The organism is Bauldia sp. (assembly GCF_020442045.1).
Taxonomy (GTDB): Bacteria; Pseudomonadota; Alphaproteobacteria; order Rhizobiales; family Kaistiaceae; genus Bauldia.
Map to the genome: position 1 here is coordinate 1 of NZ_JAGRLA010000112.1, position 22,904 is coordinate 22,904.

The window sequence follows — 22,904 nt, forward strand, 5'->3', positions numbered from 1 at the left end:
CAAGATTCGGAGAAATCCTCTCAGCGGCCAAAGGAGGACTTCGATAAGGTAAGATCGAAGGACTTGGACAAAACCGAAAACGCTAGAGATTCCAGCCCGATGGGCGGTCTGGAGGTAGAATGAACATACACGAAAAACATCACCAGGAGATCGGGAAAGCCGTCATTTATTGCCGCGTATCGAGCACCAAGCAAACGGTACATGGCGACGGTCTTGCCTCTCAGGAGACGCGGTGCCGCGAGTTTGCCAAGCACAGAGGATATGAGGTCGTCGAGGTCTTCCGCGACGACGCCTCCGGCAGTCTCACGTCGCGACCTGGGATGCTGGCTATGCTCGCTTTTCTCAAGAAGCAGCCGAGAGAAACCCATGCGGTCATCATCGATGACATTAGCCGCCTAGCGCGCGGTCTAAGAACCCATATCGATTTGCGACTTGATATTGAGGATGCCGGTGGCGTTCTGGTCAGCCCTTCGGTCGAGTTTGGCGGGGATTCGGACTCCCAGCTTGTCGAGCATCTGTTGGCTTCGGTGTCCGAACACCAGCGCCAAAAGAACGCAGAGCAAACCAAGAACCGTATGCGCGCAAGGGTGCAGAACGGATACTGCGTTTTTCATCCTCCCGTCGGGTATCGTTACGAGCGTCAAGCCGGGCACGGCAAGGTGCTCGTCCGCGACGAGCCCAATGCTTCGGTGTTGCAAGAAGCTCTTGAAGGTTACGCCTCAGGGCGCTTTGCAACGCAGGTTGAGGTCAAACGCTTCCTTGAACGGCAGCCCTCCTTCCCGAAGGATTTGCCGAACGGCGAAATCCGTAATCAGCGGGTCAAAGACCTGCTGACGCGGGTTACCTATGCCGGATACGTCGAAGCCCCAGATTGGGGCGTCAGCTTGCGCAAGGGTCAGCACGAGGGCCTTATCAGCTTCGAGACCTTCGAGAAGATACAGGCGCGCCTAAACAGCACGGCAAAGGCTCCGGCTCGCAAAGACATTAGCGCGGACTTTCCCTTGCGTGGGTTCATCCTGTGCGATGACTGCGGCAAGCCGCTGACGGCCTGCTGGTCGCAGGGCAAGCACCAGAAATATCCCTACTACCTCTGCGCCACAAAGGGCTGCGCAAGCTATCGCAAGTCGATTAAGCGCGAAAAGCTTGAAGCTGAGTTCGAGGATGTATTGCAGCGTCTTGAGCCGTCCGAGAACCTGTTCAAATTGGTCAAGGCGATGTTCAAGGATGCTTGGGACATGCGCCTCGCCCAAGCTGCTCACGCGGCTAAGGCGCTCAAGTCGAACATCGTCCAAGTGGAGAAGCAGATCGAAGTACTGCTCGACCGTATCGTCGATTCGGGCAATGCGTCCGTGATCTCAGCCTACGAGAAGAGAATATCGAAGCTGGAACGGGAAAAGGTTCTTGCTGAAGAAAAACTGGCTGCCAGCGGCAAACCCCGGCTTACCCTGGAAGAGTCGTTCGAACACGCGCTCCAGTTTCTCTCAAGCCCTTGGAAAATATGGAGTAATACCGATCTGATCGGCAAGAAAACGGTCCTCAGACTGGCATTTCTGGAGCCGTTGGCCTATAGCCGAAATGAGGGACTTCGAACACCTAATTTCGCCTTTCCATTCAAGGCGTTAGGTGAGATTTACAGTGGAAAAAGCGAGATGGCGCGCCCGAGAAGATTCGAACTCCTGACCCCCAGATTCGTAGTCTGGTGCTCTATCCAGCTGAGCTACGGGCGCGCGCCGGGAACCGCGTAACGGTCCGGACGGCGGCAATAGCTAATGAAGGTCCGCCGGGAATGCAAGCGCGGCGATGGCCTTCGTCCACTCGTGAGCGATGACCGTCCGGCCGCTCGGGGCCCGGCGACGCGCCCCGTTTCGGGCTTTCGCGCCTGGTAGGGCTGACGCAGGCCGGCCTCAGCCCGCCCGCTGCCGGCCGTTCGTGTCGCGGCGATAGGGGATGACGATCCGGAAACCGGCGCCGGGTCCTGCCTTGTCGATCAGCGTCACCGAGCCGCCATGGGCGCGGGCAAGCTCCGCCGCGATCGCCAGTCCGAGCCCGGTGCCGCCTGGCCGGACCGTGCCCTGGAAAGCGCGGAAGAGATTGGCGCGCGCCGCCTCCGGGACGCCCGGACCGGTATCGTCGACCCGGATCACCGCGTCGCCGTTGTGGCGTTCGGCCGAGATCGTCAGGCGTCGGATGATGGCCGGGGAGGGATCGCTCTCGAGCGCCTGGACGGCGTTGCGCCCGAGGTTGACCAGGATGCGGAACAGCTGGTCGGGATCGGCGTCGACCTCGAGCCCTTCCGGCACGGCGTTTTCGAAAGCGATCGTCGGATGTCCGACGAGGCCGAGCACGTCCGCGACATCGTCGACCAGACGGTCGAGCGCCAGCAGGCGGCGCTCCGGCGGTGCCTCGCGGGCCCGGCCATAGGCGAGCGTGTTCTGGCAATAGGAGATGGCCCGGTCGAGGGCCCCGATCAGCTTCGGTGCGAAACGCTGGACGGTGGGGTCGGGGAGGCTGCCCAGACGGTCCGAGAAAAGCTGGGCCGAGGCCAGCATGTTGCGGAGATCATGGTTGATCTTCGACACGGCGAGGCCGAGATCGGCCAGGTGGCGCTGCTCGCGAAGCGTTGTCTGGAGGTCGTGCTGCATCGAGGCGAGATGCTCCTCGGCGACGCCGATCTCGTCGCCGCGGCCGCTCGGCGTGATCACCCGCGAGGTGTCGTCCGGCGCCTCCGAGAAGGCCACCATGTTCTGCGACAGCCGCCGCATCGGCTGCACGAACATGCGGCCGACGCTGAGGAAGAGGAGGCCCGACAGGATCACCGAGATCAGCACGGCGAGCCACAGGATCCGGGCGGAGTAGCTCAGCATCGCGTCGCGGAGCGGCGTATCGGTGATGACCAGCTCGACGGAGCCGCTGTTGCGCGAATTGCCGATGACCCGCAGCATCCGCTCATCCGGCGCGAGCAGCGTCTCGAAGGCATCGAAGATGTCGGCAACCGGCTCCATCATCCTGAGATCGACGGTCCGGTCGACCTCGTGCGGCATGTCGTCGGTCGTGATCAGCCGGCTGACCGAACCGTTGCGGATGGCGATCGCCGTGGCGCCGACCGCCGCGAGCAGCTGGTCCTGGATATCGCGGGGGATATCGACCGTATCGGCGGCGGCCAGCACGACGCTGGCGGTATCGGCCATCGCCAGCCGGTCGGAGAGCCAGGTCAGGCGGAAGTTGGCGATCGAGGGGACGTAGATCAGGACCGCGCTCACCGAAATGAAGAGCAGGGTCAGGATCAGCAGCTTCCATGACAGGCCCCTGCCGCGGCGGGCGCGGGGCATCTTCGACGCTGTCTGAGGTGCGATTGTCTCGGTCTGCGGGTTTCGTGGACGGTCGTCCATCGCCTATCCGCCGAATTTTCTAAGCAAATCAATGATGCGCCACTTCGGCTGGGGCGTCAAACCAAGGCCCGTGAAAGTCGCGGCGGCGCGGCGCGATATGTCCGAGCGGGTTGGATAGGGGGCGACGAAGGACTGGATTGCCGAGATATCCAGACGGTTGGCGATCGCCAGCGACCACAGGGCGATGATCTCGCCGGCCTCGCGGCCGACCGCGGCCGCGCCGACGATCTGTCCGCGATCGGTCGCGATCACCTTGATCAGCCCGGCGGTGGCGCGCTCGGTCTGGGCGAGGTCGCTCTCGCTGAACGGGAGCCGCAGGACCCTTATGCTCCTGTGCCTGTGCTCGGCCTCGGACTCGCGAAGCCCGACCGAGGCAAGCGGCGGGTCAGTCAGGACCTGGGCCGGCGCCGCGTCGGGATCGCCGCGCACCAGGGCGTGCTGCAGCGCCGACTTCACCACGATATCCGCGTGGTGTTCCGCACGGCTGACGCTCGGTGCACCCGCGACCACGTCGCCGATCGCATAGACGCGGCTGTTGGTGGTTCGGAGCTGGCGATCGACCTTGATGCCGGATTCGTCCAGTTCGATGCCGGCCCGGTCGAGCGACAGGCCGTCGACATTAGGCCTGCTTCCGGTGGCGAGCAGGAGATGGCTGCCGTCGACGGGGATTTCCTCGCCTTCCGAGCGCCCGGCGACCGTGACGCGCACGCCGCCCCGCCGCCGGGCGACAGCGACGATCGGTGTCCTGTCGCGAATCCGGATGCCTTCCGCGTGGAGGCGCTCGAGGACCAGGGCGACGAGCTCGGGATCCTGGTCGGCAAGGGCGGGGCGGTCGTCGATGACGGTGGCGTCGATGCCGAGCCGGGTATAGGCCTGGGCGAGCTCGAGCCCGTAGCGGGTGGCGCCCAGCACGATCAGGTGGCCCATCTTCCGCGTCGCGTCGAAAAGGGTGTCGAAGGTCAGGCAGTCGACGTCCTCGATGCCGGGAATCCGGGGAGCCGCCGGTCTCGCGCCGGTCGCGATCACGAAACGCCTGGCGCGAATGGTCGCATCGCCCGCGACGGCGGTTCGTTGATCGACGAAGCGGACCGGCGCCCGGATCACCGTCACGCCGAGTGCGGAGAGCCTTTCGGCCGAATTATTGGCGGCGACCGCGTCCATCGCCGAGCGGATATGCTCGTGGACCTTGGCCAGATTGACCTGGAGGGGAGCGCCGGTGACGCCGAGAAGCGGGCCGCTTCGCAAGGCCTCGTAGCGGTTGGCCGCGGCGATCAGGGCCTTGGAAGGGATCGTCCCGGAGACGTTTGTCCCGCCGAGATTCCCCTTTTCGGCCAGAACGACCGGAATATTGGCGTTTGCCGCGGCGACCGCGACGGCAATACCGCCGGGCCCGCCACCGATGACGCAGATATCGGGGTTCAACTCTTCAGCCATGGGTCTGTTTAGCCGGGCGGGAAAGTTAGAGCTAGATAGATGGGTTGCGATGCGACGGCCGGGGCGTCGCCTCTCCACTCACTCCGGATCGAAGACATCAGGCCTGCCAAGAGCGTTCCATCGCTTCATCTCATCCAGGCGCTCACGAGTCGGCACGTTCAGAGCCTCGCCCTCCGAATGGCCTTCATAGATTTTCTTTTCAATCATCCACCCTTGGAAGGTGGCGTAGTCGGAAACGAGCATGGAGGGTCCCGGCGGAGTAACGCCGGCCTCTACACGAAAGAAGTCACGCACCTTTCTGATAACGGTCTCGTATTCATAGTCGTGAAACTCGACGTCCTGACCAGCAATATCCGACAAGGCCGCTTTTAGATCGTATTGTTTTCCTTCAAAGATCAGAAATTTCTTTTGGCCGAACGGCCGCCCCCCACTACGGCGGAAGCCCACATCAATACCGTACTCAAAGGGCATATTCATCCGAAAGGACTCGCCGGGCTCGGTGGCATGACAACGTGAAAGGTCATGAATTGAATATTTCGAGCACTTGATCATCTCGACAATCTTGTCGAGGCGGTTCTCGCCGGTTTCGAGGCGCTCGTTGGCTAGACGCGGGGTAAAGCCGAAATAGACCACGCAAAACAGGGCCGCTTCCAACAGAGGAGCGTATTCGTCGTCGAAAGGAGAATTAACGAATACACTTCCCTCAAACGGCGTTCTCGGCACTGCCTATCCCTTTGGCGGATAGGGATCACGACCGGTGTATGTGTTTCGTTCGCGAATCCTGCCGTCGCGACCATGAATATAGAGCTCGGTACCTTGCCGTCGTGCCCTCTGGCGAGCGTCCGCTATTGCCTCTTCCTGAGTGGCAAACGTCCCGCTCGCTCGCTTGGCCCCAGCGCTGCGGACGCTCCATCTTCCGCCACTCGGTACCACATGCTGACCCTTCGACATCTCGATTCTCCAAGCACAACCAATACAGGAAATATAGCTACTACCTGTCGGCGTCAAAGTGATGCATGACCTCTTCTGCTTTCGTGCGGGATCTGGTCCCGCCGTCATCAGCATGGATGTTCGTTGCGTCCAAGCCAGAACCTACACCGGCCTACCTCCGTTGACTCGATTCGGCCCGAACCTTATAAGCCCGACGCGTTCCCGCGCGGAGATGTAAAGATGAAACGGACGTATCAACCAAGCAAACTGGTGCGCAAGCGCCGGCACGGCTTCCGCGCCCGGATGGCGACTACCGGCGGCCGGAAGGTCATCGCAGCCCGTCGTGCCCGTGGCCGCAAGCGGCTGTCTGCCTGAATTCCGGCCCGGACGCCGGGACGATGGAGCGGCTGCGGCGTCGGCGTGAATTTCTGGCAGTGGGGCGGGGTCGCAGGATATCGCGGCCCGGCTTCGTCCTTCAGGCGTTGCAGGTGGCCGAAGCGGGTCGCCCACCACGTTTCGGCTTCACGGTGACGAAGAAGATCGGCAACGCCGTCGTACGCAATCGCATCCGTCGCCGGCTTCGGGAGGTGGTCAGGCTTTCGGCCCCCGATGCCGTGGCCGCGAGTACGGATTATGTGCTGATTGGGCGCAGGGCGGCCCTACGCCTTCCTTTTGACCGACTCGTTGACGATCTAAGGAGCGGGATGGCTGCATTGTCGCAAAACGAGGTCGCCGGAGACAGGTCCGGGTCATGATGGACAACAAGAACTTTCTGATCGCCATCGCGCTGTCGATCGCGGTGCTCATCGGCTGGCAATATTTCATTGCCGGGCCGCAGATCGAAAAGGCGCGGCAGCAGCAGCAGCTCGAGCAGCAGGTTGCCGCGGATCAGAAGGCCGCCGGCACGCCGCCCGCCGCGACGGGCGAGGGCGCGGCGCCGGGCGTTCCCGAGACGCCGGGCGCGGCGTCAGGCGCGGTGCCGCAAGACAAGGCCTCCGGCGGCGCGCTGACCCGCGACCAGGCGCTTGCTGAATCGTCGCGCGTGCCGATCGCCACCGAGCGCGTCAGCGGTTCGATCAATCTTCGCGGCGGACGGATCGACGACGTCCGCCTCAACGATTTCCACGAGACGGTCGACAAGTCGAGCCCGACGATCATCCTGCTGTCGCCGGCCGACGGCCCCGACGGCTATTTCGCCGAGTTCGGCTGGATCGGCGACAACGCCCCGGGCGCGTTGCCCGGTCCCGACACGATCTGGGAGGTTCCGGCGGGAGCGACGCTGTCCGAAGCGACCCCGGTGACGCTCACCTATGACAACGGGCAGGGGCTGGTCTTCAAGCGCACCATCTCCATCGACGAATATTACATGTTCACGGTCACCGAGACGGTGACCAACAACGGCGCCGCGCCGGTGACGATGTCGCCTTATGGCCGCGTAACCCGGCTCGGCGAGCCGAATATCTCCGGCTATTTCATTCTCCACGAGGGCCTGATCGGGGTCTTCGGCGACCAGGGACTGGAGGAGGTCGACTACAAGGACCTCAAGGACGCGCCGCCGATGACCATGGAGCCGACGAAGCGCGGCTGGCTTGGCATCACCGACAAATACTGGGCGGCGACGCTGGTCCCGCCGGCCGACCAGGACTTCACCGGGCGGTTCCTCAGGTCCGTCGATCCCTCGCCGCGATACCAGGCCGATTTCAGCAGCGCGCCGCTGACCGTCCAGCCGGGCAGCACGGCCGAGAGCACCAGCCGTCTGTTTGCCGGCGCGAAACAGGTGTCGGTCGTCGACGGCTACCAGACGACCTACGACATCGAGAGCTTCGAGCTGCTGATCGACTGGGGCTGGTTCTACTTCATCACCAAGCCGATGTTTTTCCTCATCGACTTCCTGTACCGCATGCTCGGCAACTTCGGCGTCGCCATCCTCGCGGTGACCGTCATCGTCAAGGCGCTCTTCTTCCCGCTCGCCAACAAGTCCTACAAGTCGATGAGCGCGATGAAGAAGGTGCAGCCGCAGATGGCCGCGCTGCGCGAGCAGTACAAGGACGACAAGGTCAAGCAGCAACAGGCCTTGATGGAGCTCTACAAGAAGGAGAAGATCAATCCGCTGGCAGGCTGCTGGCCGATCGCGATCCAGATCCCGGTCTTCTTCTCGCTCTACAAGGTGCTGTTCGTCACCATCGAGATGCGCCACGCGCCGTTCTTCGGCTGGATCCAGGACCTTTCGGCGCCAGACCCGACGACGATCTTCAACCTTTTCGGGCTGATTCCGTGGACGCCGCCGCATTTCCTGATGCTGGGCGTCTGGCCGTTGCTGATGGGCATTTCGATGTTCGTCCAGATGCGGCTCAACCCGACGCCGCCGGACCCGGCCCAGCGGATGATCTTCACCTGGATGCCGCTGATCTTCATGTTCATGCTGGCCGGCTTCCCGGCCGGGCTGGTGATCTACTGGGCCTGGAACAACACGCTTTCGGTCGCCCAGCAATATTTCATCATGCGGCGCCAGGGCGTCGACGTGAACCTGCTCGGCAACATCCTCGAGTCGATCGGCCTGAAGAAGGGATCGTCCGGCGACGGAACCGGTGGTGCTCCTCCCAAGACGAGCGCCGCGAAGTCGATCGCGGCACCGAAGCCGGCCAACGATTCCGAAGCGCCGGCGAAAGCCGCGCCGGCCAAGGCCGCGGGCCCGAAGAAGAAGGCCGCGCCGAAGGCCAAGTCGGCCTCCAAGCGCGGGAAATCGACCGGCAAGCCGACCCGGCCGGCGGAGGCCTGAGGCCGCCGCATCGCCGCGCGAAGGAGATGAACGGCCCCGATCCCCGCGAGCGGTATCCGATGCCGGATTTCCCGCGCGTCGGCTTCCTCAAGCCGCTGGTCGACCGGCCCAACATCGAGATCGGCGACTACACCTATTACGACGACCCGGCCGGGCCGGATTCCTTCGCCGACAAGTGCGTCCTCTACCACTATGACTTCATCGGCGACCGGCTGATCATCGGCCGCTTCACGGCGCTGGCCCGCGATGTGCGTTTCGTCATGAACGGGGCCAACCACGTGATGGACGGCTTCTCGACCTACCCCTTCAATATCTTCGCCAAAGGCTGGGAGGCGGGCTTCGACCCGGCGGCCTATCGGAGCACCTGTCGCGGCGATACGATCGTCGGCAACGACGTGTGGATAGGCATGGAGGCGATGGTGATGCCCGGCGTGACGATCGGCGACGGGGCAATCGTGGCATCGCGCTCGGTCGTGACAAGCGATGTCGCGCCCTATGCGGTGGCCGGCGGCAACCCGGCCCGCGCGATCCGCCGGCGGTTCGACGACGATACGGTCGCCGCGCTCCTCGATATCGCCTGGTGGTCATGGCCGGTGGAGAAGATCACCCGCAACCTTGCGGCGATCCGCGGCGGCGATATCGAAGCATTGCGGAACGCCGCCTGAGCGATGACGGTAGGGACGGAAGAAGACGCGGCAAGGCTGGAACGGGGACGGCTCCTGTTCGCCGGCCCTTGGGCCTATGTCATGAGCGTCGGGACGGTGTCCGGCCTGCCGCCCCAGGGCGGGATCGAGGTCGCCTTCGCCGGGCGGTCGAATGTCGGAAAATCCTCGCTGATCAATGCGCTGACCGGCCAGAAGGCGCTGGCGCGCACCTCGAATACGCCCGGCCGGACCCGCGAGCTGAACTTCTTCGCGGCGCACGAAGCGCTGACGATCGTCGACATGCCGGGATATGGCTACGCGCGCGCTTCGAAGAGGGCGATCGATAACTGGACCAGGCTTGTCTTCGATTATCTTCGTGGGCGTTCGAACCTGCGCCGGGTCTACGTGCTGATCGACGCCCGGCACGGCGTCAAGGACAACGACAGGGAGGCCCTCGACCTGCTCGACCAGGCCGCGGTCTCCTACCAGATCGTGCTGACCAAGTGCGATCAGCCCAAGCAAGGCGCGCTCGAAGCGGTCAAGGCGGAAACCGGGCGCGCGATCGCCAGGCGCCCGGCCGCCTATCCCGAGGTGATGGTGACCGCGTCGCGTACCGGGCTCGGCATCCCCGAGTTGCGCGCGGCGATCGCCGACCTTCTCTGAGCCGGCGCGCCGGGGTCAGCCGCCGACGATCGAATGGTAATAGGTCTCGTAATAGACGAGGTAGCAGGCCGCCGGCTCGGGCAGGTCGGGATAGTGCCGGGCGACCGTTGCCGAAGCCATGCCCGTGCCTGAGACCTCGGGGGTGGATGGGGAGAGGAGGTCGGAGAGGCCCGGCGCGCCGGCATTGCGGGCCTGGGCCTGCGCCAGCCGCCGCTCGAGCGCCTCGCAGGGCGACATCGTGCCTTCGAGGAGGAGCGGCAGCGCCAGGGCGACGACGATCACGACGAGGAGAAGACGGAACATGCCTGGCTGAACCCCGCTGGCAAGCTGGACAGGCCCGAAGCGGGGCACCGAAGGAATCGGCGGCCGGCCCGGAGACGCATTCGGCTTCTACGCAGGCTCCGGACGAGTTTCAAGCGGTCGCCGCGGGGACCGGCTTGCCCGGGCCCGGGCATGGCGTTGCGATTGTCGCTTCGCGGCCGAGCGGTTATAGAGGCCACCCGTCTTCACCGAGAGCGCTTGCATGGCCGACACCTACGATCAGGACACCGAACTCGCCATTACGCGGGCGCGCCTCATTTCGGCGGCGCTGCCCTATATGCTGCGCTACGAGGGCAGGATCGTCGTCGTCAAATACGGCGGCCATGCGATGGGCGATGCCGAGCTTTCCAAGGCTTTCGCCCGCGACATCACCATGATCGAGACATCCGGCGTCCGCCCCGTCGTCGTCCATGGTGGTGGTCCGCAGATCGGCGAGATGCTCAAGAAGCTGGACATCCAGTCGGAATTCCGCGCCGGGCTTCGGGTGACCGACAAGCGGACCGTCCACGTCGTCGAGATGGTGCTTGCCGGCTCGATCAACAAGGAGATCGTCATGGCGATCAATGCCGAGGGCGGCAAGGCGGTCGGTCTCTCGGGCAAGGACGGCAACATGGTCGTTGCCGAGAAGATCAAGCGCACCGAGATCGATCCGGATTCGAACATCGAACGGGCGATCGACCTCGGCTTTGTCGGCGAACCGAAGACGATCAACCGGGCGGTGATCGACATGCTGCTCGGCGCCGAGCTGATCCCCGTGATCGCGCCCGTGGCCCCCGGGGCCGACGGCGAGACCTACAACGTCAACGCGGATACCTTCGCCGGCGCCATCGCCGGGTCGCTGAACGCGGCGCGGCTGCTCTTCCTCACCGACGTGCCCGGCGTGCTCGACCGCGACGGCAGGCTGCTCAAGCAGCTGACCGTCGCCGAGGTCAGGGCGCTGATCGCCGACGGCACGATCTCGGGCGGCATGATCCCCAAGGTCGAGACCTGCATGGAGGCGCTCGATCAGGGGGTCGAGGGCGTCGTCATCCTCAACGGCAAGACCCCGCATTCGGTGCTGCTCGAACTCTTCACCGACCACGGCGCCGGAACGCTGATCCTGCCATGAGCCATGCACGTCCAACGCGTCCGGCGAACGGGCATACACCCGGCGACCTCGAACGCTTCTCGTCGGTCGACGGCTGGATTTTCGACCTCGACAACACGCTCTACCCGCGCCACGCCAACCTGTTTCTCCAGGTCGACCAGCGTATCCACGACTATGTCGGGCGGCTGCTGGAACTGGAGCCGGCCGAGGCCCGCGACGTCCAGAAGGACTATTACCGGCGCTACGGGACGACGCTCCGCGGCCTGATGGAGGAACACGGGATCGCACCCGACGAGTTCCTCGAATTCGTCCACGACATCGACCACTCGCCGGTGAAGCCGGATCCAAGGCTGGCATCGGCGCTGCAGCGCCTGCCCGGGCGGAAGTTCATCTTCACCAATGGCAGCCGCGCCCATGCCGAGAAGGTCGCCGCCCGCCTCGGCATCACCGACCATTTCGAGGACATCTTCGACATCGTCCGCTCGAAGCTCCTGCCGAAGCCCAATCGCGAGACCTATGACGGCTTCGTCGCCGAGACCGGCATCGACCCGACACGGGCGGCCATGTTCGAGGACCTGTCGCGGAACCTTGCGGTTCCGGCAGCGCTCGGCATGCGCACCATCCTCGTCGTTCCCGGCGGCACCCGCGAGGTGTTCCACGAGGACTGGGAGGCGGAAGGGCGCGACGAACCGCATGTCCAGTTCGTCACCGACGATCTCAGCGGGTTCCTGGACGCGGTACTCGACGCGATTGCCGTGCCGGGTGGGTGAGTGCCCGCGGCACGGAGCGACGTCAGCGCGGACGATTGCGCCACGGGCTGCCATCGCCTAGGTTCCGGCGCGAAAAAACCAAGCCCTGTACCGAGGAACCTGATGGCCGATATCGCCGCCCTGCAAACCAGTATCGACAATGCCTTTGACGAGCGCGAGACGATCAGCGCCGCGACAACCGGCGCCGTGCGCGACGCGGTCGAAACCGCGCTCGGCCTTCTCGACCGGGGCGAGGTGCGGGTCGCCGAGAAGCAGGCGGGCGACTGGGTCGTCAATCAGTGGCTGAAGAAGGCCGTGTTGCTGTCCTTCCGGCTCAATCCGATGGCGCCGATCAAGGGCGGGCCGGGCGGCGCGTCGTGGTGGGACAAGGTGCCGTCGAAGTTCAGCGGCTGGGGCGCGCCCGAGTTCGAGAAGGCGGGCTTTCGGGCCGTGCCGAGTTGCATCGTCCGTCATTCGGCCTTCATCGCGCCCGGCGTCGTGCTGATGCCGTCCTTCGTCAATCTTGGCGCCTATGTCGACGAGGGCACGATGGTCGATACCTGGGCGACGGTCGGTTCCTGCGCCCAGATCGGCAGGAATTGCCACATCTCCGGTGGCGCCGGGATCGGCGGCGTTCTCGAGCCGCTCCAGGCCGGTCCGGTGATCATCGAGGATAATTGCTTCATCGGAGCCCGCTCCGAGGTTGCCGAGGGCGTCGTCGTCGGCGAGGGCGCGGTGCTGTCGATGGGTGTTTACATCGGCGCTTCGACCAAGATCGTCGACCGAGCGACCGGCGAGGTCCATCGCGGCCGTGTGCCGCCCTATTCGGTGGTGGTTCCCGGTTCGCTGCCGGGCAAGCCGATGGCCAATGGCGAGCCGGGCCCGTCGCTCTATTGCGCGGTGATCGTCAAGCGGGTCGACGAGCAGACCCGCGCCAAGACCAGCGTCAACGAGTTGCTCAGGGACTGATTGCGGCAGGATTCGTCGAGCACCGGCAGCGGTGTCGAAACCGTGCCGACTCAGCTATGATCGGGGGGAAATTCCTGTTGGAGAGCGGAGGGCCCCCATGGATTTCGCATATATCCTCACATCGACGAGCGGCCGGATTCCACGCAGTCAATGGTGGGCCGGGCTTGTCGTCCTTGTCGTCATAGCCGTCGTTCTCGGCGTCATCATCAGCTGGCTCCTCGGCGGCGTCTTTACGGTCGGCGGCCGTATCGCCCTGCTGATCCTGAATATCGTCCTTCTCTATCCGTCCTATGCGATTTCCGCCAAGCGCTTCCAGGATCGCGGCAAGCCCGGCAAGCTGGCGCTGATCGGTGTCGGTCTGGCATTCCTGCAGTCGCTGCTGACCACGATCGGCGTCATGGGCAATCCATTCAATCAGAATGCGCTCGACTGGATCTTCGGTGTCCTGCTGCTGATCGTCGGCATCTGGTACCTGATCGAGCTCGGCTTCCTGCGCGGCACCGTCGGGTCCAACGAATACGGGCCGGACCCCCTCGAGGGGCGCTGACCGCGGACCGGCCGGCCGGTTAACTTCGGCGGCGCGGCCCGCGAGGCTTGGCCGCGCCCGTCAGCCCGTCCCGGTCCCATGCGTTCTGTTGGCCTCGAGGATTTTCTCGCCTTCTTCTTCCGGCCGCAGGGGCGAATCGCCCGGCGCGAATACATTCTGGGCGCCGGGCTGCTTCTCGCGGTCAACGCGACCCTCATCGCGCTCCTGCTCAGCCGGAAGGACTGGGCGACCCTTGCCTCGCTGGCATTGATCAGCCTCTGGCTTCCGATGCTGGCCGCGCAACTGGTCATGGCCGTGAAGCGGTGCCACGACATTGGTATCTCGGGCGTCTTCTGCCTTCTGCTCCTGGTTCCGGTCGTCGGCATCTTCTGGCTGATCGCGCTCGCCGTTGTCGAGGGCAATGCCGGGTCGAATGCCTACGGGCCCGCGCCCCGGTTCCGTCCGGATTGACGCCGGGACCGCCGGGGGCGATAGATCGGCCCCCATGACCGACATCATCGATCCCGTCGCCTGCCTGAAGGCGCTGATTGCCTGCCCTTCCGTCACCCCGGCCGAGGGCGGCGCCCTGCAATATCTCGCCGACCTTCTGACCGAGGCGGGCTTCAGGACCGAGCGCCTCGTCTTCTCGGAGCCCGGCACGCCGGACGTCGAGAACCTCTTCGCGACGATCGGCGACCGTCCGCCGCATCTGGTCTTTGCCGGCCACACCGACGTCGTGCCGCCGGGTGATGTCGACCGCTGGACCCATCCGCCCTTTGCCGCCGAGATCGCGGAAGGCGCGATCTTCGGTCGTGGCGCCGTCGACATGAAGGGCGGGATCGCCGCCTTCATCGCCGCGGCTTCGACATTCCTGGCGGATCATGGCGGGCCGGCCGGCACCCTGTCGCTGCTGATCACCGGCGACGAGGAGGGGCCGTCGATCAACGGCACGGTCAAGCTGCTCGACTGGGCCCTGAAGCAGGGCCACGAATTCAGCGCCGCGCTGGTCGGCGAGCCGACCTGCGTGTCGCGCCTCGGCGATATGGTGAAGATCGGCCGCCGCGGCAGCCTCTCGGCGACGATCCGGGTACCCGGCCGGCAGGGCCATGCCGCCTATCCGCATCTCGCCGACAATCCGGTGCCGCGCCTGGTGCGCCTCGTGCATCGGCTTGCCAACGCTCACCTCGACGACGGCACGACCGATTTCCAGCCGTCCAACCTCGAACTGACCAGCGTCGACGTCGGCAATCCGGCCTTCAACGTGATTCCCGGCGAAGCGACGGCGCGCTTCAACGTCCGCTTCAACGACCGCTGGACGGTGGCGTCGCTCACCGACTTCATCCGCGCCGAGCTCGATGCCGCGGCCGACGGCGACGCCTATGAGCTGACCGTCATCCATCGGGCGAGCGAATCCTTTCTGACCCGGTCCGACGCGCTGATCGCGCCCCTCGCCAGGGCGATCGAAGCGGTCACGGGCATCACGCCGGATCTGTCGACCGGCGGCGGCACGTCGGATGCGCGCTTCTTCAAGGGTGTCTGCCCGGTGGTCGAGTTCGGCCTTGTCGGCGACACCATGCACCAGGTCGACGAGCGGGCGCCGATCGACGACCTGACGGGGCTCGCCGCGATCTACCGGGACTTCCTCGACCGCTATTTCGCGACCGCCGCCGATGCTTGATCGGGACGAGATCGTCCGTTCCCTGACCGGCGCCTGGGAGCTGTTCCTCGATCGACCGGACGCGATGCGCTATTTCGACCTCAGCGTCGAGGGGTTCTGGCGCTCCTTCCGGGCGATCCTTCTTCTGCTGCCGGCCTACATCCTGTCGACGCTGGCCGAGCGCGTCATGACGCTTGCCAATACCCCGGTCGGCAGCGAGCAGACCGCCGGCGCCTTCTTCCTCGACAGCGTCGTCGGCCTCGGTCTCGACTGGATCGCGCTGCCGATCCTGCTGGCGCTTGCCGCCCGGCCGCTCGGCATCCAGCGGACCTATGCGGCGTTCATCGTCGCACGCAACTGGGCGTCGGTGATCGCGCTGCTCCCCTACGGCATCATCGGATTGCTGGTGATCATCGGGGTGGTCGATACGGGCATGGCGAACATCCTGATGCTCGTCGTGCTGATGCTGGTGCTCCGCTACAATTTCCTGGTTGCCCGACGGGCGATGGACGCCGGTATCGGCTTCGCCGTCGGGATCGTCGTCCTCGACCTTGCGGTCAGCCTGACGATCGCCCTGTCCCTCGACGTGGTCTTCGCGGCTCGGGACTTGCCGTGACCAACAACGGACCACACCAGCGGGGCACGTAAATATTGTGAAATCTTTCGAAGCATCTTAAAATTGCAGCTTTGCTGAAGTCCGGAGATGAAACGATGGTTGCACGATCGAAATGGACATCGTGGTTTCTCGCCGCCGCGCTTTTGGCAATTCCGTTCTCGACCGAGGCACTCGGGCAGAATGTACGGGACACTTCCTTTTGTGTTCGTGTTGTCGACCGCCAATGCATGCAACCAATCCCGGATGGCTCGAGCGTTTCGATTTCAAGCCTGCCAAAAGTCGATGGTAAAAGCGCAATCTATTTCTGGGGAAATTTACGAAATCCATCGATGAATGTTGTTGCTATATATTTTGCCAGGGAAGGAGAATGTTACAACGAACAAATAATAATGCCGAAAGAGAAAGCCCTTAGAGAAGTTGGGGCATTTGAAGGTGCGATATCATTCCTGGACTCCCTGACTCTTGGCGAAATATGGAAATCATTAGGCGTAACCGGAGTTGAGATCGGAATAAAAGACATAAAACTGAATTTGGTTCTTGTGGAGGAATCCAATGAATTCAGGGTGTTCGACTACAGATATGCCATTTGCCCGGGAAAATTCACTGCGCGTCTGATCGACAGCCGCGGGTCTGCAATTCCAGGTAACAACGACCCGAGGCAGATCAAGGTCTTCATCACCGAATAGGTCCGAGCCCATAGTCGACGGCGACCAGGTAGAGGCCATGGGCCGGAGCAACCGGCCCGGAGCGGCTGCGATCCCTTGCCGCCAGCGCCTCCCCGGCGGCATCGACCGGCCAGCGGCCTTCGCCGATCTTCTTCAGGGTGCCAACCATCGAGCGGACCTGCGAATGCAGGAAGGACCGCGCCGAGGCGCGGATGACGACCTCGTCGCCGTGGCGGCTGACATCGAGCCGGTCGAGCGTCCGGACCGGCGACTTCGCCTGGCACTGGGCGTTCCGGAAGGTGGTGAAATCGTGCCGGCCGACGAAGGCGCGGGCCGCCTCGTGCATCCGCTCGGAATCGAGTCCGGCCGACACCCACCAGACGCGATCACGTTCCAGCGCCGGCGGCGCCCGGCGATCGCTGATGCGATAGAGATAGTGCCGGGCGATGGCCGAGAAGCGGGCGTCGAAGCTCGCGTCGACGGCCTCGGCCGACAGGATGCTCACCGGGTCCGGTCTCAGATGGGCGTTGAGGGCGTCACGCACCGTGTCGCCGGGCCATTCGCGTGAGAGATCGAGATGGGCGACCTGACCGAGGGCGTGGACCCCGGCATCGGTGCGTCCGGCGCCCTTGACGGCGACCGTCTCGCCGGCGAAGCCCGCGACCGCCTCCTCGATCGCCTGCTGGACGGACGGGCCGTTCTCCTGCCGCTGCCAGCCGACGAAGGGAATGCCGTCATATTCGATGGTGAGCTTGTAGCGCGGCACGGTCGGTCTTTCGGTGAGGGTTTCGCATCCGTCCTTATTCCGGATTTCTCGCCCGACGGCCAGAAGCCGCGACGCCATGGCAGCCGTCGGCTGCCTCAAAAAAGCACCAGCCCGGATTGTAGCTCAACCGGACCGCCGTTAGCTTCGCGGCCCGTTTTCATCCGATGCGTCGGCGCCCCATGCGTGCTCCCGTTCTCCTTCTTGGTTTCGTCCTCCTCCTTGTCGGGAGCGGCTCCGCCCTTGCCGCCTCGGATTGCGACGATGCGCTCGCCCCCGGCCACGCCTACGAGACCTACCGGACGGTGTGGCGGAAGCTGAAGAAAGGCGCCGAGCCGCGATCGGTCGAGCATCTCGGCTGCTTCCTGCCCGATGGCACGGCCGGCCTCGACGCGGATGGCGCCTACCGGCTGCTGATCACCACCGCGTTCGACGCCAATGTCCTCTACGACTACCTCGAGGCTCAGGCGGAACAGGTTCTCCGGACGACCCGCAACCTCGGCCAGAGGCGGGGCGGCCAGCTCGCCTGGAATGGCGGCTATGTCTGCGAGGCGGCGCTGACGGCCTATCAGCAAACCGGCGACCGCCGGTTCCTCGATCTCTTCGTCACCTATTTCAACGGCGTCCTCGACCTGCGCGACAGCGAGCTCGGCTATGGTGACGAATACCACCGCCGGATCATGGCGGCCTGGGGCGAGTATCGCGAGCTGCCGTGGTTCTGGGCCGATCCCCTGAGGCAAGGCGCCTGGCTCGCCCATATCACCCACACCGCGCGGATCACCTATCCGGCAAGCAAGTTCGCCGTGATCGTCAAGAACGACCCGGCGCTCGCCGCCTACAAGCCCGACGCGGATCGCTTCATTGCGGCGACGAGGACCGCGATCGCCGAATTCGACGACGACCGGTTCCCGATCGAGGGGACCGACATGGACTGGTATGCGAGGCCGGTGACCGGCGGACCCGAAGCGACCAACCACATCCACACGCTGGGGAGCGTGCTGGTCAATCTCTTTCTGCTCGACGGAGACGAGGACGCCGCCAAGCGGGTCCGCGACATCCTCAAGATCTTCGAGGCCGGCGTCACGACCGAGGCCGACGATACGGTCCATTGGAAGTATTTCCCCTATTTCGCCGACCAGAGCATCGGCAACAACGGTCTCGAATATTCGGAGCGGATCTGGAAGGCGTCGCAGACCGTGCCGCTCATCTACCGCGCCTATGCCGCCGGATTCGACGTGCCGGAGTCGCTGGTCAGGGCGATCACCGACACGTTCCTCCGATACATCGTTCGCGACAACGAGGTGATCGGCAACGTCTCGCCAACCGAATCCGAGCCGATCGACGAGGAAGACGACAACCTCAGCCGGCTCAGCGGCATCGTCACCTGGCTGGAATTCAGTGATTATGAGCCGGAGATCGCCGTCCGGATCCGCGAACTGGTCGGCGCGCGCCCGGATCTCTTTCCCCGCGGCTGGTTCGAATCGCCGAACAGCGCCCGGGGCTATGCGTTCTTCCTCGGGCGCGACTGATGCGATGGTTCAGGCGACCGACGCCGGCAGATCGCGAACGCCACGCAGGAAGGCGTCGGCCTTGATCGGCTGCCTGCCGGCCCGCTGCAGGTCGATGAGGCGGACCGCGCCCCTCCCGCAGGCGATGGTCAGCTCGTCGAGCACGGTTCCGGGCGCCCCCGAGCCATCGGCGGGCGCCGAGCGGAGCACCTTGATCCGCTCCGGGTTGCGGCCGAATTTGCCCTCGAACCATGCGCCGGGCTCCGGCGACAGCCCCCTGATGTGGTTGTGGACCTCCTCGGCCGGACGGCTCCAGTCGATGCGGGTTTCCGCCTTGTCGATCTTGGACGCGTAGGTCACGCCCTCTTCCGCCTGCGGGACGGTTTCGAGCCCGCCGCGCGAAAGGGCGGCAAGCGCCCGCACCATCAGGTCGGCGCCGAGGCGGGAGAGCTGTTCCGACAATTCGCCGGCGGTAGCGTCCGCCCCGATCGGGACCCGCTCGGCCATGGCCACCGGCCCGGTGTCGAGGCCCTGTTCCATGCGCATCACCATGACGCCGGTTTCGCTGTCGCCCGCCATGATGGCGCGGGCGATCGGCGCGGCCCCGCGCCACCGCGGCAGCAGCGACGCATGCAGGTTGAGGCAGCCTTCCGGCGGCGTGTCGAGGATCGGCGCGGGGAGGATCAGGCCATAGGCGACGACGATGCCGACATCGGGAGCGATGTCCGCAAAGCGCGCCGAGGCCTCGTCGTCCCTCAGGCTCCGTGGCGTCTCGACCGGAATGCCGAAGCGTTCCGCCGTCTCATGCACCGGCGATTTGCGCAAGGAGAGTCCGCGACCGGCGGCTCGCGGCGGCCGGGAATAGACCGCCACCACCTCGTGGCCCTGGCCGACGATCTCGGTGAGCGTCGGGACGGCGAAAGCGGGGGTACCGAAGAAGACGATGCGCAAGGTCGTGCCTGTGCCGGTTCGGATCAAGGCAGCGGCATACCCTGTCGCATCCACACTCTCAAGCCGGCCGGGGCAAAGACCGCCGGCCGGCCTGGAATCCCGCGGAGGGTGGCCCTAGCGGCGGCACTTCTCCTTGTAATACTTGCCCTTGTACTTGTAGTAGCAGGTGTTGCCGGTCTGCTGGACGAGGATGGCGCCAGCGGCGGCACCGATGCCGGCGCCGACGATCGCCGCGCCAAGCGAGCCGCCCGCCAGTCCGACGGCCGCAGCGCCGGCCGCGCCGCCGACCAATGCCCCCTGGCCGGTCGTGCAGCCAGCGCTGGTAAGCGCGAGGCCGGACACGGCCGCGACGGTGATGACTAGCTTCCTCATAGGTATCGCTCCCTGAATCGCTTCATTGGCAACGTGGCCGGCACCATTACCGTCACGAGTTCCCGTAAAAGACAATCCGGAAGCAGCGCATTTGTTCCCGAGCAGGAGACAAACGCATTGAAAGGGTTGAGGAAATGCGAATGGACCGGGGACTATAATGCAGCCGGTCGGGGCGACAGCCTTGCCTGCTTGGTGAACCGCTTGATCACCATGTCGCGCCTGAGCTTCGACAGATAGTCGATGAACAGCTTGCCGTTGAGATGGTCGATCTCGTGCTGCAGACAGGTCGCCAGGACGCCGGAAGCCTCGATCTCCTGGTTCTTGCCGTCGCGATCGATATAGGCGACGCGGATCGACTCCGGGCGCTCCACCTCGGCGAAATAGTCCGGTATCGACAGGCACCCTTCCTCCCGCGTCGTCCGCCCGTCCGAGGACGAGAGGATTTGCGGGTTGATCAGGACCATGGGATCCTGCTCGGCCTCCTCGTCCTCGCGCTGGGCGACATCGCAGACGAGCATGCGCCGCGGCACGCCGACCTGGATCGCCGCCAGCCCGATTCCGGGTGCCGCATACATGGCCTCCAGCATATCGTCGGCGAACCGACGCAGTTCGTCGTCGACCCGCTCTACGGGCTCGCTGACGAGTCGGAGTTTCCTGTCCGGAAGGGTGATGATATCGAGCTTTGCCACCGGTCTCAGATATGGAAGGCGAGCGGCGGGGTCAACCCAAGGCGCGTCGGATGGAAGGATGAAGAAACCCAAGCCACCGCCATTGCCCCGGCCGGGCAAGCCGCCGCGCAATCCTCATGCGAAGGTGCTCGGCAAGGGCCCGTATAAGCCGAAGGTCGAGAAGGGCAGGGATGCCTACATCCGCCGGCCGAAGCATCCCAGGCCCGCGGTCGAGGAGGGGGAGTAGCCGGCCGCTGGCGGCGATGTCGCCGCGAATGCGGAGCTGACCGCGGGCCCGAGTATTTGTTCATGATTTGTACTCTTCGTCCGAATCGGATAACCTGTGCCGATGGGCGAAGAGATTTTCCAGATCGGTGGACGTGTCGTCACGCTCGGTGAGGCGCTGGTCCTGGCCGGAGCGGCGGTTGCCGTGCTGCTTCTCGTGGCGTTGCTGATTGCCTGGCGGCGAGCGCTGGCCCGGGCCGAACGCGGCCAGGCCTTCGAGGCTCGGGTCGCCGATCTGGTTCGCGCCCAGACGGAGATGCAGGGCCGCATGCAGACGATGGCGGAAGTCTTCGGTTCGCGGCAGTCGGAACTGGTTCGCGGCCTGTCGGAACGCATGGACGGGCTCGGTCATCGGCTCGGCCAGACGATGAGCGAGACGACGCGCAGCACGCATGAGAATCTCTCGCGGCTGGCCGAGCGGCTGGCGGTGATCGACAAGGCGCAGCAGAACATCACCTCGCTTTCGAGCCAGGTGGTCGAGCTGCAACATATCCTGGCCAACAAGCAGACCCGTGGCGCCTTCGGCGAGGCCCGCATGCAGGCGATCGTCCAGGACGGGCTGCCGAAAAGCGCCTATGCCTTCCAGCCGACGCTGTCGAATGGCACGCGGCCGGATTGCCTGGTGCTCTTTCCCAACGATGCGCCGTCGCTGGTGATCGACGCCAAGTTTCCGCTGGAGGCGTGGAACACGATCCGCACCGCCGAGGATCCGGAGATGATCAAGGCGGCGGAGACGCGGTTCCGTCGCGATACCCAGAAGCACATCCAGGATATCGCCGAGCGCTATCATATCCCCGGCGAGACCCACGACACCGCCTTCATGTTCGTGCCGTCGGAATCGATCTTCGCCGATATTCACGAACGCTTCGAGGACATCGTCCAGCGGGCGCACCGGGCGCGGGTGGTGATCGTCTCGCCGTCACTGCTGATGCTGTCGGTGCAGGTGGTGATGTCGCTGCTGCGCGACGCCAACATGCGCGAGCAGGCGCATGTCATCCAGCATGAGGTGATCCGCATGATGGAGGACGTCGCCCGCCTCGACGACCGGGTCCAGCGGCTGAAGGGCCATTTCGCCCAGGCCAACAAGGACATCGAGCAGATCGAGGTGTCGGCCGGCAAGATCACCAAGCGCGGCGCCGGCATCGAGTCGGTCGAGATCGAGGTCGAGGACAAGCCGCAGAAGCGTCCTCCGGCGGCCAATTCGGACGGGCCGCCGGAACTCCCTTTCCAGGCGATCGGCGAGAGACGGTAGGCGTCAGAATCCCCTGCCATGCTTGGCGATGAAGATGGCCTCCTCCTCGGTCGACTCGCGGCCGAGCATCCCGTTGCGGTGGGGGAAGCGCCCGAACCTGCGGATGATGTCGCGGTGCTTGGTAGCGAAGTCGAGACCGTTCCGCTTGCTCTCCGCCAGTTCTTCCGGCGCCGTCACCGCCATCCCGGCAAACAGCAACACGCAGCGATCCTGGTCCGCGATCAACTCGCTGTGCATGAAGGGCAGGCAGACAAAGGTCTGTTCGACGAGATAGAAGCGGTCGGGGCCGTCGATCAGCAATGCCTCCGCGATTGCGCGCGCCTTGCGGTCCGAGGCGAAAGCGTCTCCGGTCTCGCGGTAGATGTTGCGGGGGAACTGGTCGAGGAGGAGGACCAGGCCGACCTGCTCCTCGCGCGTGAGATCGTCGAGGTCCCAGGCGACCGCCATCGCCTCGGCGATGAACGGCCCCCAGGTGTCACGGATATGGGCGTCGGTTTCGTCCGAGCGCTTGAACCAGATTTCCGCCTTGTCCGGATTGCGGTCGGTCGGCGCGGCGAGCGGACCGAACCACCACGCGTGGATGTCGCGGAGCACGGGCTTGAGCGCGGATTGGGATTCGGATGGCATATAGGCGTCCTTCGCGGAGTATGGCGTCCTGGCATGAACGTCGTTTGTA

At 64.7% G+C, this 22,904-nt stretch carries 26 protein-coding genes, 1 tRNA gene and 3 pseudogenes; 18 read left to right on the forward strand and 12 right to left on the reverse strand.

The window, feature by feature from the left end; translation table 11 throughout:
- Positions 1-119: 119 nt before the first annotated feature.
- Positions 120-587, forward strand: a pseudogene (locus KDJ86_RS12790) (recombinase family protein); the annotation flags it as partial.
- Positions 588-719: 132 nt separating this feature from the next.
- Here KDJ86_RS12790 and KDJ86_RS12795 read toward each other — a convergent pair.
- Positions 720-902, reverse strand: coding sequence for a hypothetical protein (locus KDJ86_RS12795; RefSeq protein ID WP_291746306.1), 183 nt, complete (start codon positions 900-902; stop codon positions 720-722).
- Positions 903-1,001: 99 nt separating this feature from the next.
- Here KDJ86_RS12795 and KDJ86_RS12800 point away from each other — a divergent pair.
- Positions 1,002-1,157: pseudogene (locus KDJ86_RS12800) on the forward strand (recombinase zinc ribbon domain-containing protein); the annotation flags it as partial.
- A gap of 493 nt (positions 1,158-1,650) precedes the next feature.
- Here the strand turns inward: KDJ86_RS12800 and KDJ86_RS12805 are convergent.
- The 5 genes from KDJ86_RS12805 to KDJ86_RS12825 form a co-directional block, all read right to left on the reverse strand.
- Positions 1,651-1,727: transfer RNA gene (locus KDJ86_RS12805), tRNA-Arg, on the reverse strand.
- A gap of 177 nt (positions 1,728-1,904) precedes the next feature.
- Complete coding sequence (locus KDJ86_RS12810; protein ID WP_291746308.1) at positions 1,905-3,389, reverse strand: sensor histidine kinase; 1,485 nt, start codon at positions 3,387-3,389, stop codon at positions 1,905-1,907.
- A gap of 3 nt (positions 3,390-3,392) precedes the next feature.
- On the reverse strand, positions 3,393-4,823 hold the full coding sequence (locus tag KDJ86_RS12815; RefSeq protein WP_291746310.1) for a dihydrolipoyl dehydrogenase family protein: 1,431 nt from the start codon (positions 4,821-4,823) through the stop codon (positions 3,393-3,395).
- A gap of 78 nt (positions 4,824-4,901) precedes the next feature.
- A complete protein-coding gene (locus KDJ86_RS12820) occupies positions 4,902-5,477 on the reverse strand; it encodes a hypothetical protein (protein WP_291746313.1) in 576 nt (191 codons plus the stop codon).
- 72 nt (positions 5,478-5,549) lie between these two features.
- Complete coding sequence (locus tag KDJ86_RS12825; protein WP_367116801.1) at positions 5,550-5,888, reverse strand: DUF2188 domain-containing protein; 339 nt, start codon at positions 5,886-5,888, stop codon at positions 5,550-5,552.
- Between the two features lie 105 nt (positions 5,889-5,993).
- Here KDJ86_RS12825 and rpmH point away from each other — a divergent pair, with 105 nt between their 5' ends.
- The 5 genes and pseudogenes from rpmH to yihA all read left to right on the forward strand — a co-directional run bounded on the left by rpmH (position 5,994) and on the right by yihA (position 9,839).
- Entirely contained in the window at positions 5,994-6,128 is a 135-nt protein-coding gene (gene rpmH, locus KDJ86_RS12830; RefSeq protein ID WP_026501365.1) for a 50S ribosomal protein L34, read from the forward strand.
- Positions 6,129-6,151: 23 nt separating this feature from the next.
- Positions 6,152-6,508, forward strand: coding sequence for a ribonuclease P protein component (gene rnpA / locus KDJ86_RS12835; protein WP_291746330.1), 357 nt, complete (start codon positions 6,152-6,154; stop codon positions 6,506-6,508).
- Positions 6,508-8,295: pseudogene (gene yidC, locus KDJ86_RS12840) on the forward strand (membrane protein insertase YidC); the annotation flags it as partial. The gene rnpA and the pseudogene yidC, both read left to right, overlap by 1 nt.
- Positions 8,296-8,558: 263 nt before the next feature.
- Positions 8,559-9,197 carry a CatB-related O-acetyltransferase gene (locus tag KDJ86_RS12845; protein WP_291746337.1) on the forward strand — a complete coding sequence of 213 codons (639 nt, stop codon included), beginning with the start codon at positions 8,559-8,561 and terminating at the stop codon, positions 9,195-9,197.
- Between the two features lie 3 nt (positions 9,198-9,200).
- On the forward strand, positions 9,201-9,839 hold the full coding sequence (gene yihA, locus KDJ86_RS12850; RefSeq protein ID WP_291746340.1) for a ribosome biogenesis GTP-binding protein YihA/YsxC: 639 nt from the start codon (positions 9,201-9,203) through the stop codon (positions 9,837-9,839).
- A gap of 15 nt (positions 9,840-9,854) precedes the next feature.
- Here yihA and KDJ86_RS12855 read toward each other — a convergent pair whose 3' ends face one another.
- Positions 9,855-10,142, reverse strand: coding sequence for a hypothetical protein (locus KDJ86_RS12855; protein ID WP_291746342.1), 288 nt, complete (start codon positions 10,140-10,142; stop codon positions 9,855-9,857).
- A gap of 220 nt (positions 10,143-10,362) precedes the next feature.
- On the opposite strand from KDJ86_RS12855, the gene argB reads away from it, so the two are divergent.
- The 8 genes from argB to KDJ86_RS12895 all read left to right on the forward strand — a co-directional run bounded on the left by argB (position 10,363) and on the right by KDJ86_RS12895 (position 16,450).
- Positions 10,363-11,268, forward strand: a complete 906-nt coding sequence (argB, locus tag KDJ86_RS12860) for an acetylglutamate kinase (RefSeq protein WP_291746343.1) — start codon at positions 10,363-10,365, stop codon at positions 11,266-11,268.
- Positions 11,265-12,017 carry a pyrimidine 5'-nucleotidase gene (locus tag KDJ86_RS12865; protein WP_291746346.1) on the forward strand — a complete coding sequence of 251 codons (753 nt, stop codon included), beginning with the start codon at positions 11,265-11,267 and terminating at the stop codon, positions 12,015-12,017. Before argB ends, KDJ86_RS12865 begins: the two co-directional genes overlap by 4 nt.
- A 102-nt stretch (positions 12,018-12,119) precedes the next feature.
- Positions 12,120-12,965, forward strand: coding sequence for a 2,3,4,5-tetrahydropyridine-2,6-dicarboxylate N-succinyltransferase (gene dapD, locus KDJ86_RS12870; protein WP_291746349.1), 846 nt, complete (start codon positions 12,120-12,122; stop codon positions 12,963-12,965).
- A gap of 97 nt (positions 12,966-13,062) precedes the next feature.
- Positions 13,063-13,512, forward strand: a complete 450-nt coding sequence (locus tag KDJ86_RS12875) for a DUF805 domain-containing protein (RefSeq protein ID WP_291746352.1) — start codon at positions 13,063-13,065, stop codon at positions 13,510-13,512.
- A gap of 78 nt (positions 13,513-13,590) precedes the next feature.
- Positions 13,591-13,962 carry a DUF805 domain-containing protein gene (locus KDJ86_RS12880; protein ID WP_291746355.1) on the forward strand — a complete coding sequence of 124 codons (372 nt, stop codon included), beginning with the start codon at positions 13,591-13,593 and terminating at the stop codon, positions 13,960-13,962.
- 34 nt (positions 13,963-13,996) lie between these two features.
- A complete protein-coding gene (gene dapE / locus KDJ86_RS12885; RefSeq protein ID WP_291746357.1) occupies positions 13,997-15,169 on the forward strand; it encodes a succinyl-diaminopimelate desuccinylase in 1,173 nt (390 codons plus the stop codon).
- Positions 15,162-15,764, forward strand: a complete 603-nt coding sequence (locus tag KDJ86_RS12890; protein ID WP_291746359.1) for a hypothetical protein — start codon at positions 15,162-15,164, stop codon at positions 15,762-15,764. The genes dapE and KDJ86_RS12890 overlap by 8 nt, the downstream gene beginning before the upstream one ends.
- Positions 15,765-15,859: 95 nt before the next feature.
- The gene (locus tag KDJ86_RS12895) at positions 15,860-16,450 is read left to right on the forward strand and encodes a hypothetical protein (protein ID WP_291746363.1); all 591 of its coding nucleotides are present in this window, start codon (positions 15,860-15,862) and stop codon (positions 16,448-16,450) included.
- Here the strand turns inward: KDJ86_RS12895 and truA are convergent.
- Complete coding sequence (truA, locus tag KDJ86_RS12900) at positions 16,440-17,195, reverse strand: tRNA pseudouridine(38-40) synthase TruA (RefSeq protein ID WP_291746367.1); 756 nt, start codon at positions 17,193-17,195, stop codon at positions 16,440-16,442. The two genes, KDJ86_RS12895 and truA, sit on opposite strands and share 11 nt — an antisense overlap.
- Positions 17,196-17,374: 179 nt before the next feature.
- On the opposite strand from truA, the gene KDJ86_RS12905 reads away from it, so the two are divergent.
- The gene (locus KDJ86_RS12905) at positions 17,375-18,721 is read left to right on the forward strand and encodes a hypothetical protein (RefSeq protein WP_291746370.1); all 1,347 of its coding nucleotides are present in this window, start codon (positions 17,375-17,377) and stop codon (positions 18,719-18,721) included.
- Positions 18,722-18,730: 9 nt separating this feature from the next.
- Here KDJ86_RS12905 and fmt read toward each other — a convergent pair whose 3' ends face one another.
- The 3 genes from fmt to def form a co-directional block, all read right to left on the reverse strand.
- Entirely contained in the window at positions 18,731-19,651 is a 921-nt protein-coding gene (gene fmt, locus KDJ86_RS12910; RefSeq protein WP_291746473.1) for a methionyl-tRNA formyltransferase, read from the reverse strand.
- 114 nt (positions 19,652-19,765) lie between these two features.
- Positions 19,766-20,023, reverse strand: a complete 258-nt coding sequence (locus tag KDJ86_RS12915; protein ID WP_291746373.1) for a hypothetical protein — start codon at positions 20,021-20,023, stop codon at positions 19,766-19,768.
- Between the two features lie 152 nt (positions 20,024-20,175).
- The gene (def, locus tag KDJ86_RS12920) at positions 20,176-20,712 is read right to left on the reverse strand and encodes a peptide deformylase (RefSeq protein WP_291746377.1); all 537 of its coding nucleotides are present in this window, start codon (positions 20,710-20,712) and stop codon (positions 20,176-20,178) included.
- A 58-nt stretch (positions 20,713-20,770) separates the two neighbouring features.
- Between def and KDJ86_RS12925 the strand changes: the two genes are divergently transcribed.
- On the forward strand, positions 20,771-20,938 hold the full coding sequence (locus tag KDJ86_RS12925) for a DUF7230 family protein (protein ID WP_291746380.1): 168 nt from the start codon (positions 20,771-20,773) through the stop codon (positions 20,936-20,938).
- 102 nt (positions 20,939-21,040) lie between these two features.
- On the forward strand, positions 21,041-22,228 hold the full coding sequence (locus KDJ86_RS12930) for a DNA recombination protein RmuC (RefSeq protein WP_291746382.1): 1,188 nt from the start codon (positions 21,041-21,043) through the stop codon (positions 22,226-22,228).
- 3 nt (positions 22,229-22,231) lie between these two features.
- On the opposite strand, the gene KDJ86_RS12935 is transcribed toward KDJ86_RS12930, so the two are convergent.
- Positions 22,232-22,855: a DUF924 family protein gene (locus KDJ86_RS12935; protein ID WP_291746384.1), complete on the reverse strand. Its 624-nt coding sequence runs from the start codon at positions 22,853-22,855 to the stop codon at positions 22,232-22,234.
- Positions 22,856-22,904: the final 49 nt, after the last annotated feature.

Coding starts and splice junctions, on each gene's coding strand:
- KDJ86_RS12925 (WP_291746380.1), top strand. CDS start 20,771: ATGAAGAAACCCAAGCCACCGCCATTGCCCCGGCCGGGCAAGCCGCCG.
- KDJ86_RS12880 (WP_291746355.1), top strand. CDS start 13,591: ATGCGTTCTGTTGGCCTCGAGGATTTTCTCGCCTTCTTCTTCCGGCCG.
- KDJ86_RS12895 (WP_291746363.1), top strand. CDS start 15,860: ATGGTTGCACGATCGAAATGGACATCGTGGTTTCTCGCCGCCGCGCTT.
- KDJ86_RS12915 (WP_291746373.1), bottom strand. CDS start 20,023: ATGAGGAAGCTAGTCATCACCGTCGCGGCCGTGTCCGGCCTCGCGCTT.
- KDJ86_RS12855 (WP_291746342.1), bottom strand. CDS start 10,142: ATGTTCCGTCTTCTCCTCGTCGTGATCGTCGTCGCCCTGGCGCTGCCG.
- yihA (WP_291746340.1), top strand. CDS start 9,201: ATGACGGTAGGGACGGAAGAAGACGCGGCAAGGCTGGAACGGGGACGG.
- KDJ86_RS12875 (WP_291746352.1), top strand. CDS start 13,063: ATGGATTTCGCATATATCCTCACATCGACGAGCGGCCGGATTCCACGC.
- KDJ86_RS12845 (WP_291746337.1), top strand. CDS start 8,559: ATGAACGGCCCCGATCCCCGCGAGCGGTATCCGATGCCGGATTTCCCG.
- argB (WP_291746343.1), top strand. CDS start 10,363: ATGGCCGACACCTACGATCAGGACACCGAACTCGCCATTACGCGGGCG.
- dapD (WP_291746349.1), top strand. CDS start 12,120: ATGGCCGATATCGCCGCCCTGCAAACCAGTATCGACAATGCCTTTGAC.
- KDJ86_RS12865 (WP_291746346.1), top strand. CDS start 11,265: ATGAGCCATGCACGTCCAACGCGTCCGGCGAACGGGCATACACCCGGC.
- rpmH (WP_026501365.1), top strand. CDS start 5,994: ATGAAACGGACGTATCAACCAAGCAAACTGGTGCGCAAGCGCCGGCAC.
- KDJ86_RS12815 (WP_291746310.1), bottom strand. CDS start 4,823: ATGGCTGAAGAGTTGAACCCCGATATCTGCGTCATCGGTGGCGGGCCC.
- KDJ86_RS12825 (WP_367116801.1), bottom strand. CDS start 5,888: ATGCTGATGACGGCGGGACCAGATCCCGCACGAAAGCAGAAGAGGTCA.
- KDJ86_RS12810 (WP_291746308.1), bottom strand. CDS start 3,389: ATGGACGACCGTCCACGAAACCCGCAGACCGAGACAATCGCACCTCAG.
- KDJ86_RS12930 (WP_291746382.1), top strand. CDS start 21,041: ATGGGCGAAGAGATTTTCCAGATCGGTGGACGTGTCGTCACGCTCGGT.
- KDJ86_RS12905 (WP_291746370.1), top strand. CDS start 17,375: ATGCGTGCTCCCGTTCTCCTTCTTGGTTTCGTCCTCCTCCTTGTCGGG.
- dapE (WP_291746357.1), top strand. CDS start 13,997: ATGACCGACATCATCGATCCCGTCGCCTGCCTGAAGGCGCTGATTGCC.
- KDJ86_RS12935 (WP_291746384.1), bottom strand. CDS start 22,855: ATGCCATCCGAATCCCAATCCGCGCTCAAGCCCGTGCTCCGCGACATC.
- rnpA (WP_291746330.1), top strand. CDS start 6,152: ATGGAGCGGCTGCGGCGTCGGCGTGAATTTCTGGCAGTGGGGCGGGGT.
- KDJ86_RS12890 (WP_291746359.1), top strand. CDS start 15,162: ATGCTTGATCGGGACGAGATCGTCCGTTCCCTGACCGGCGCCTGGGAG.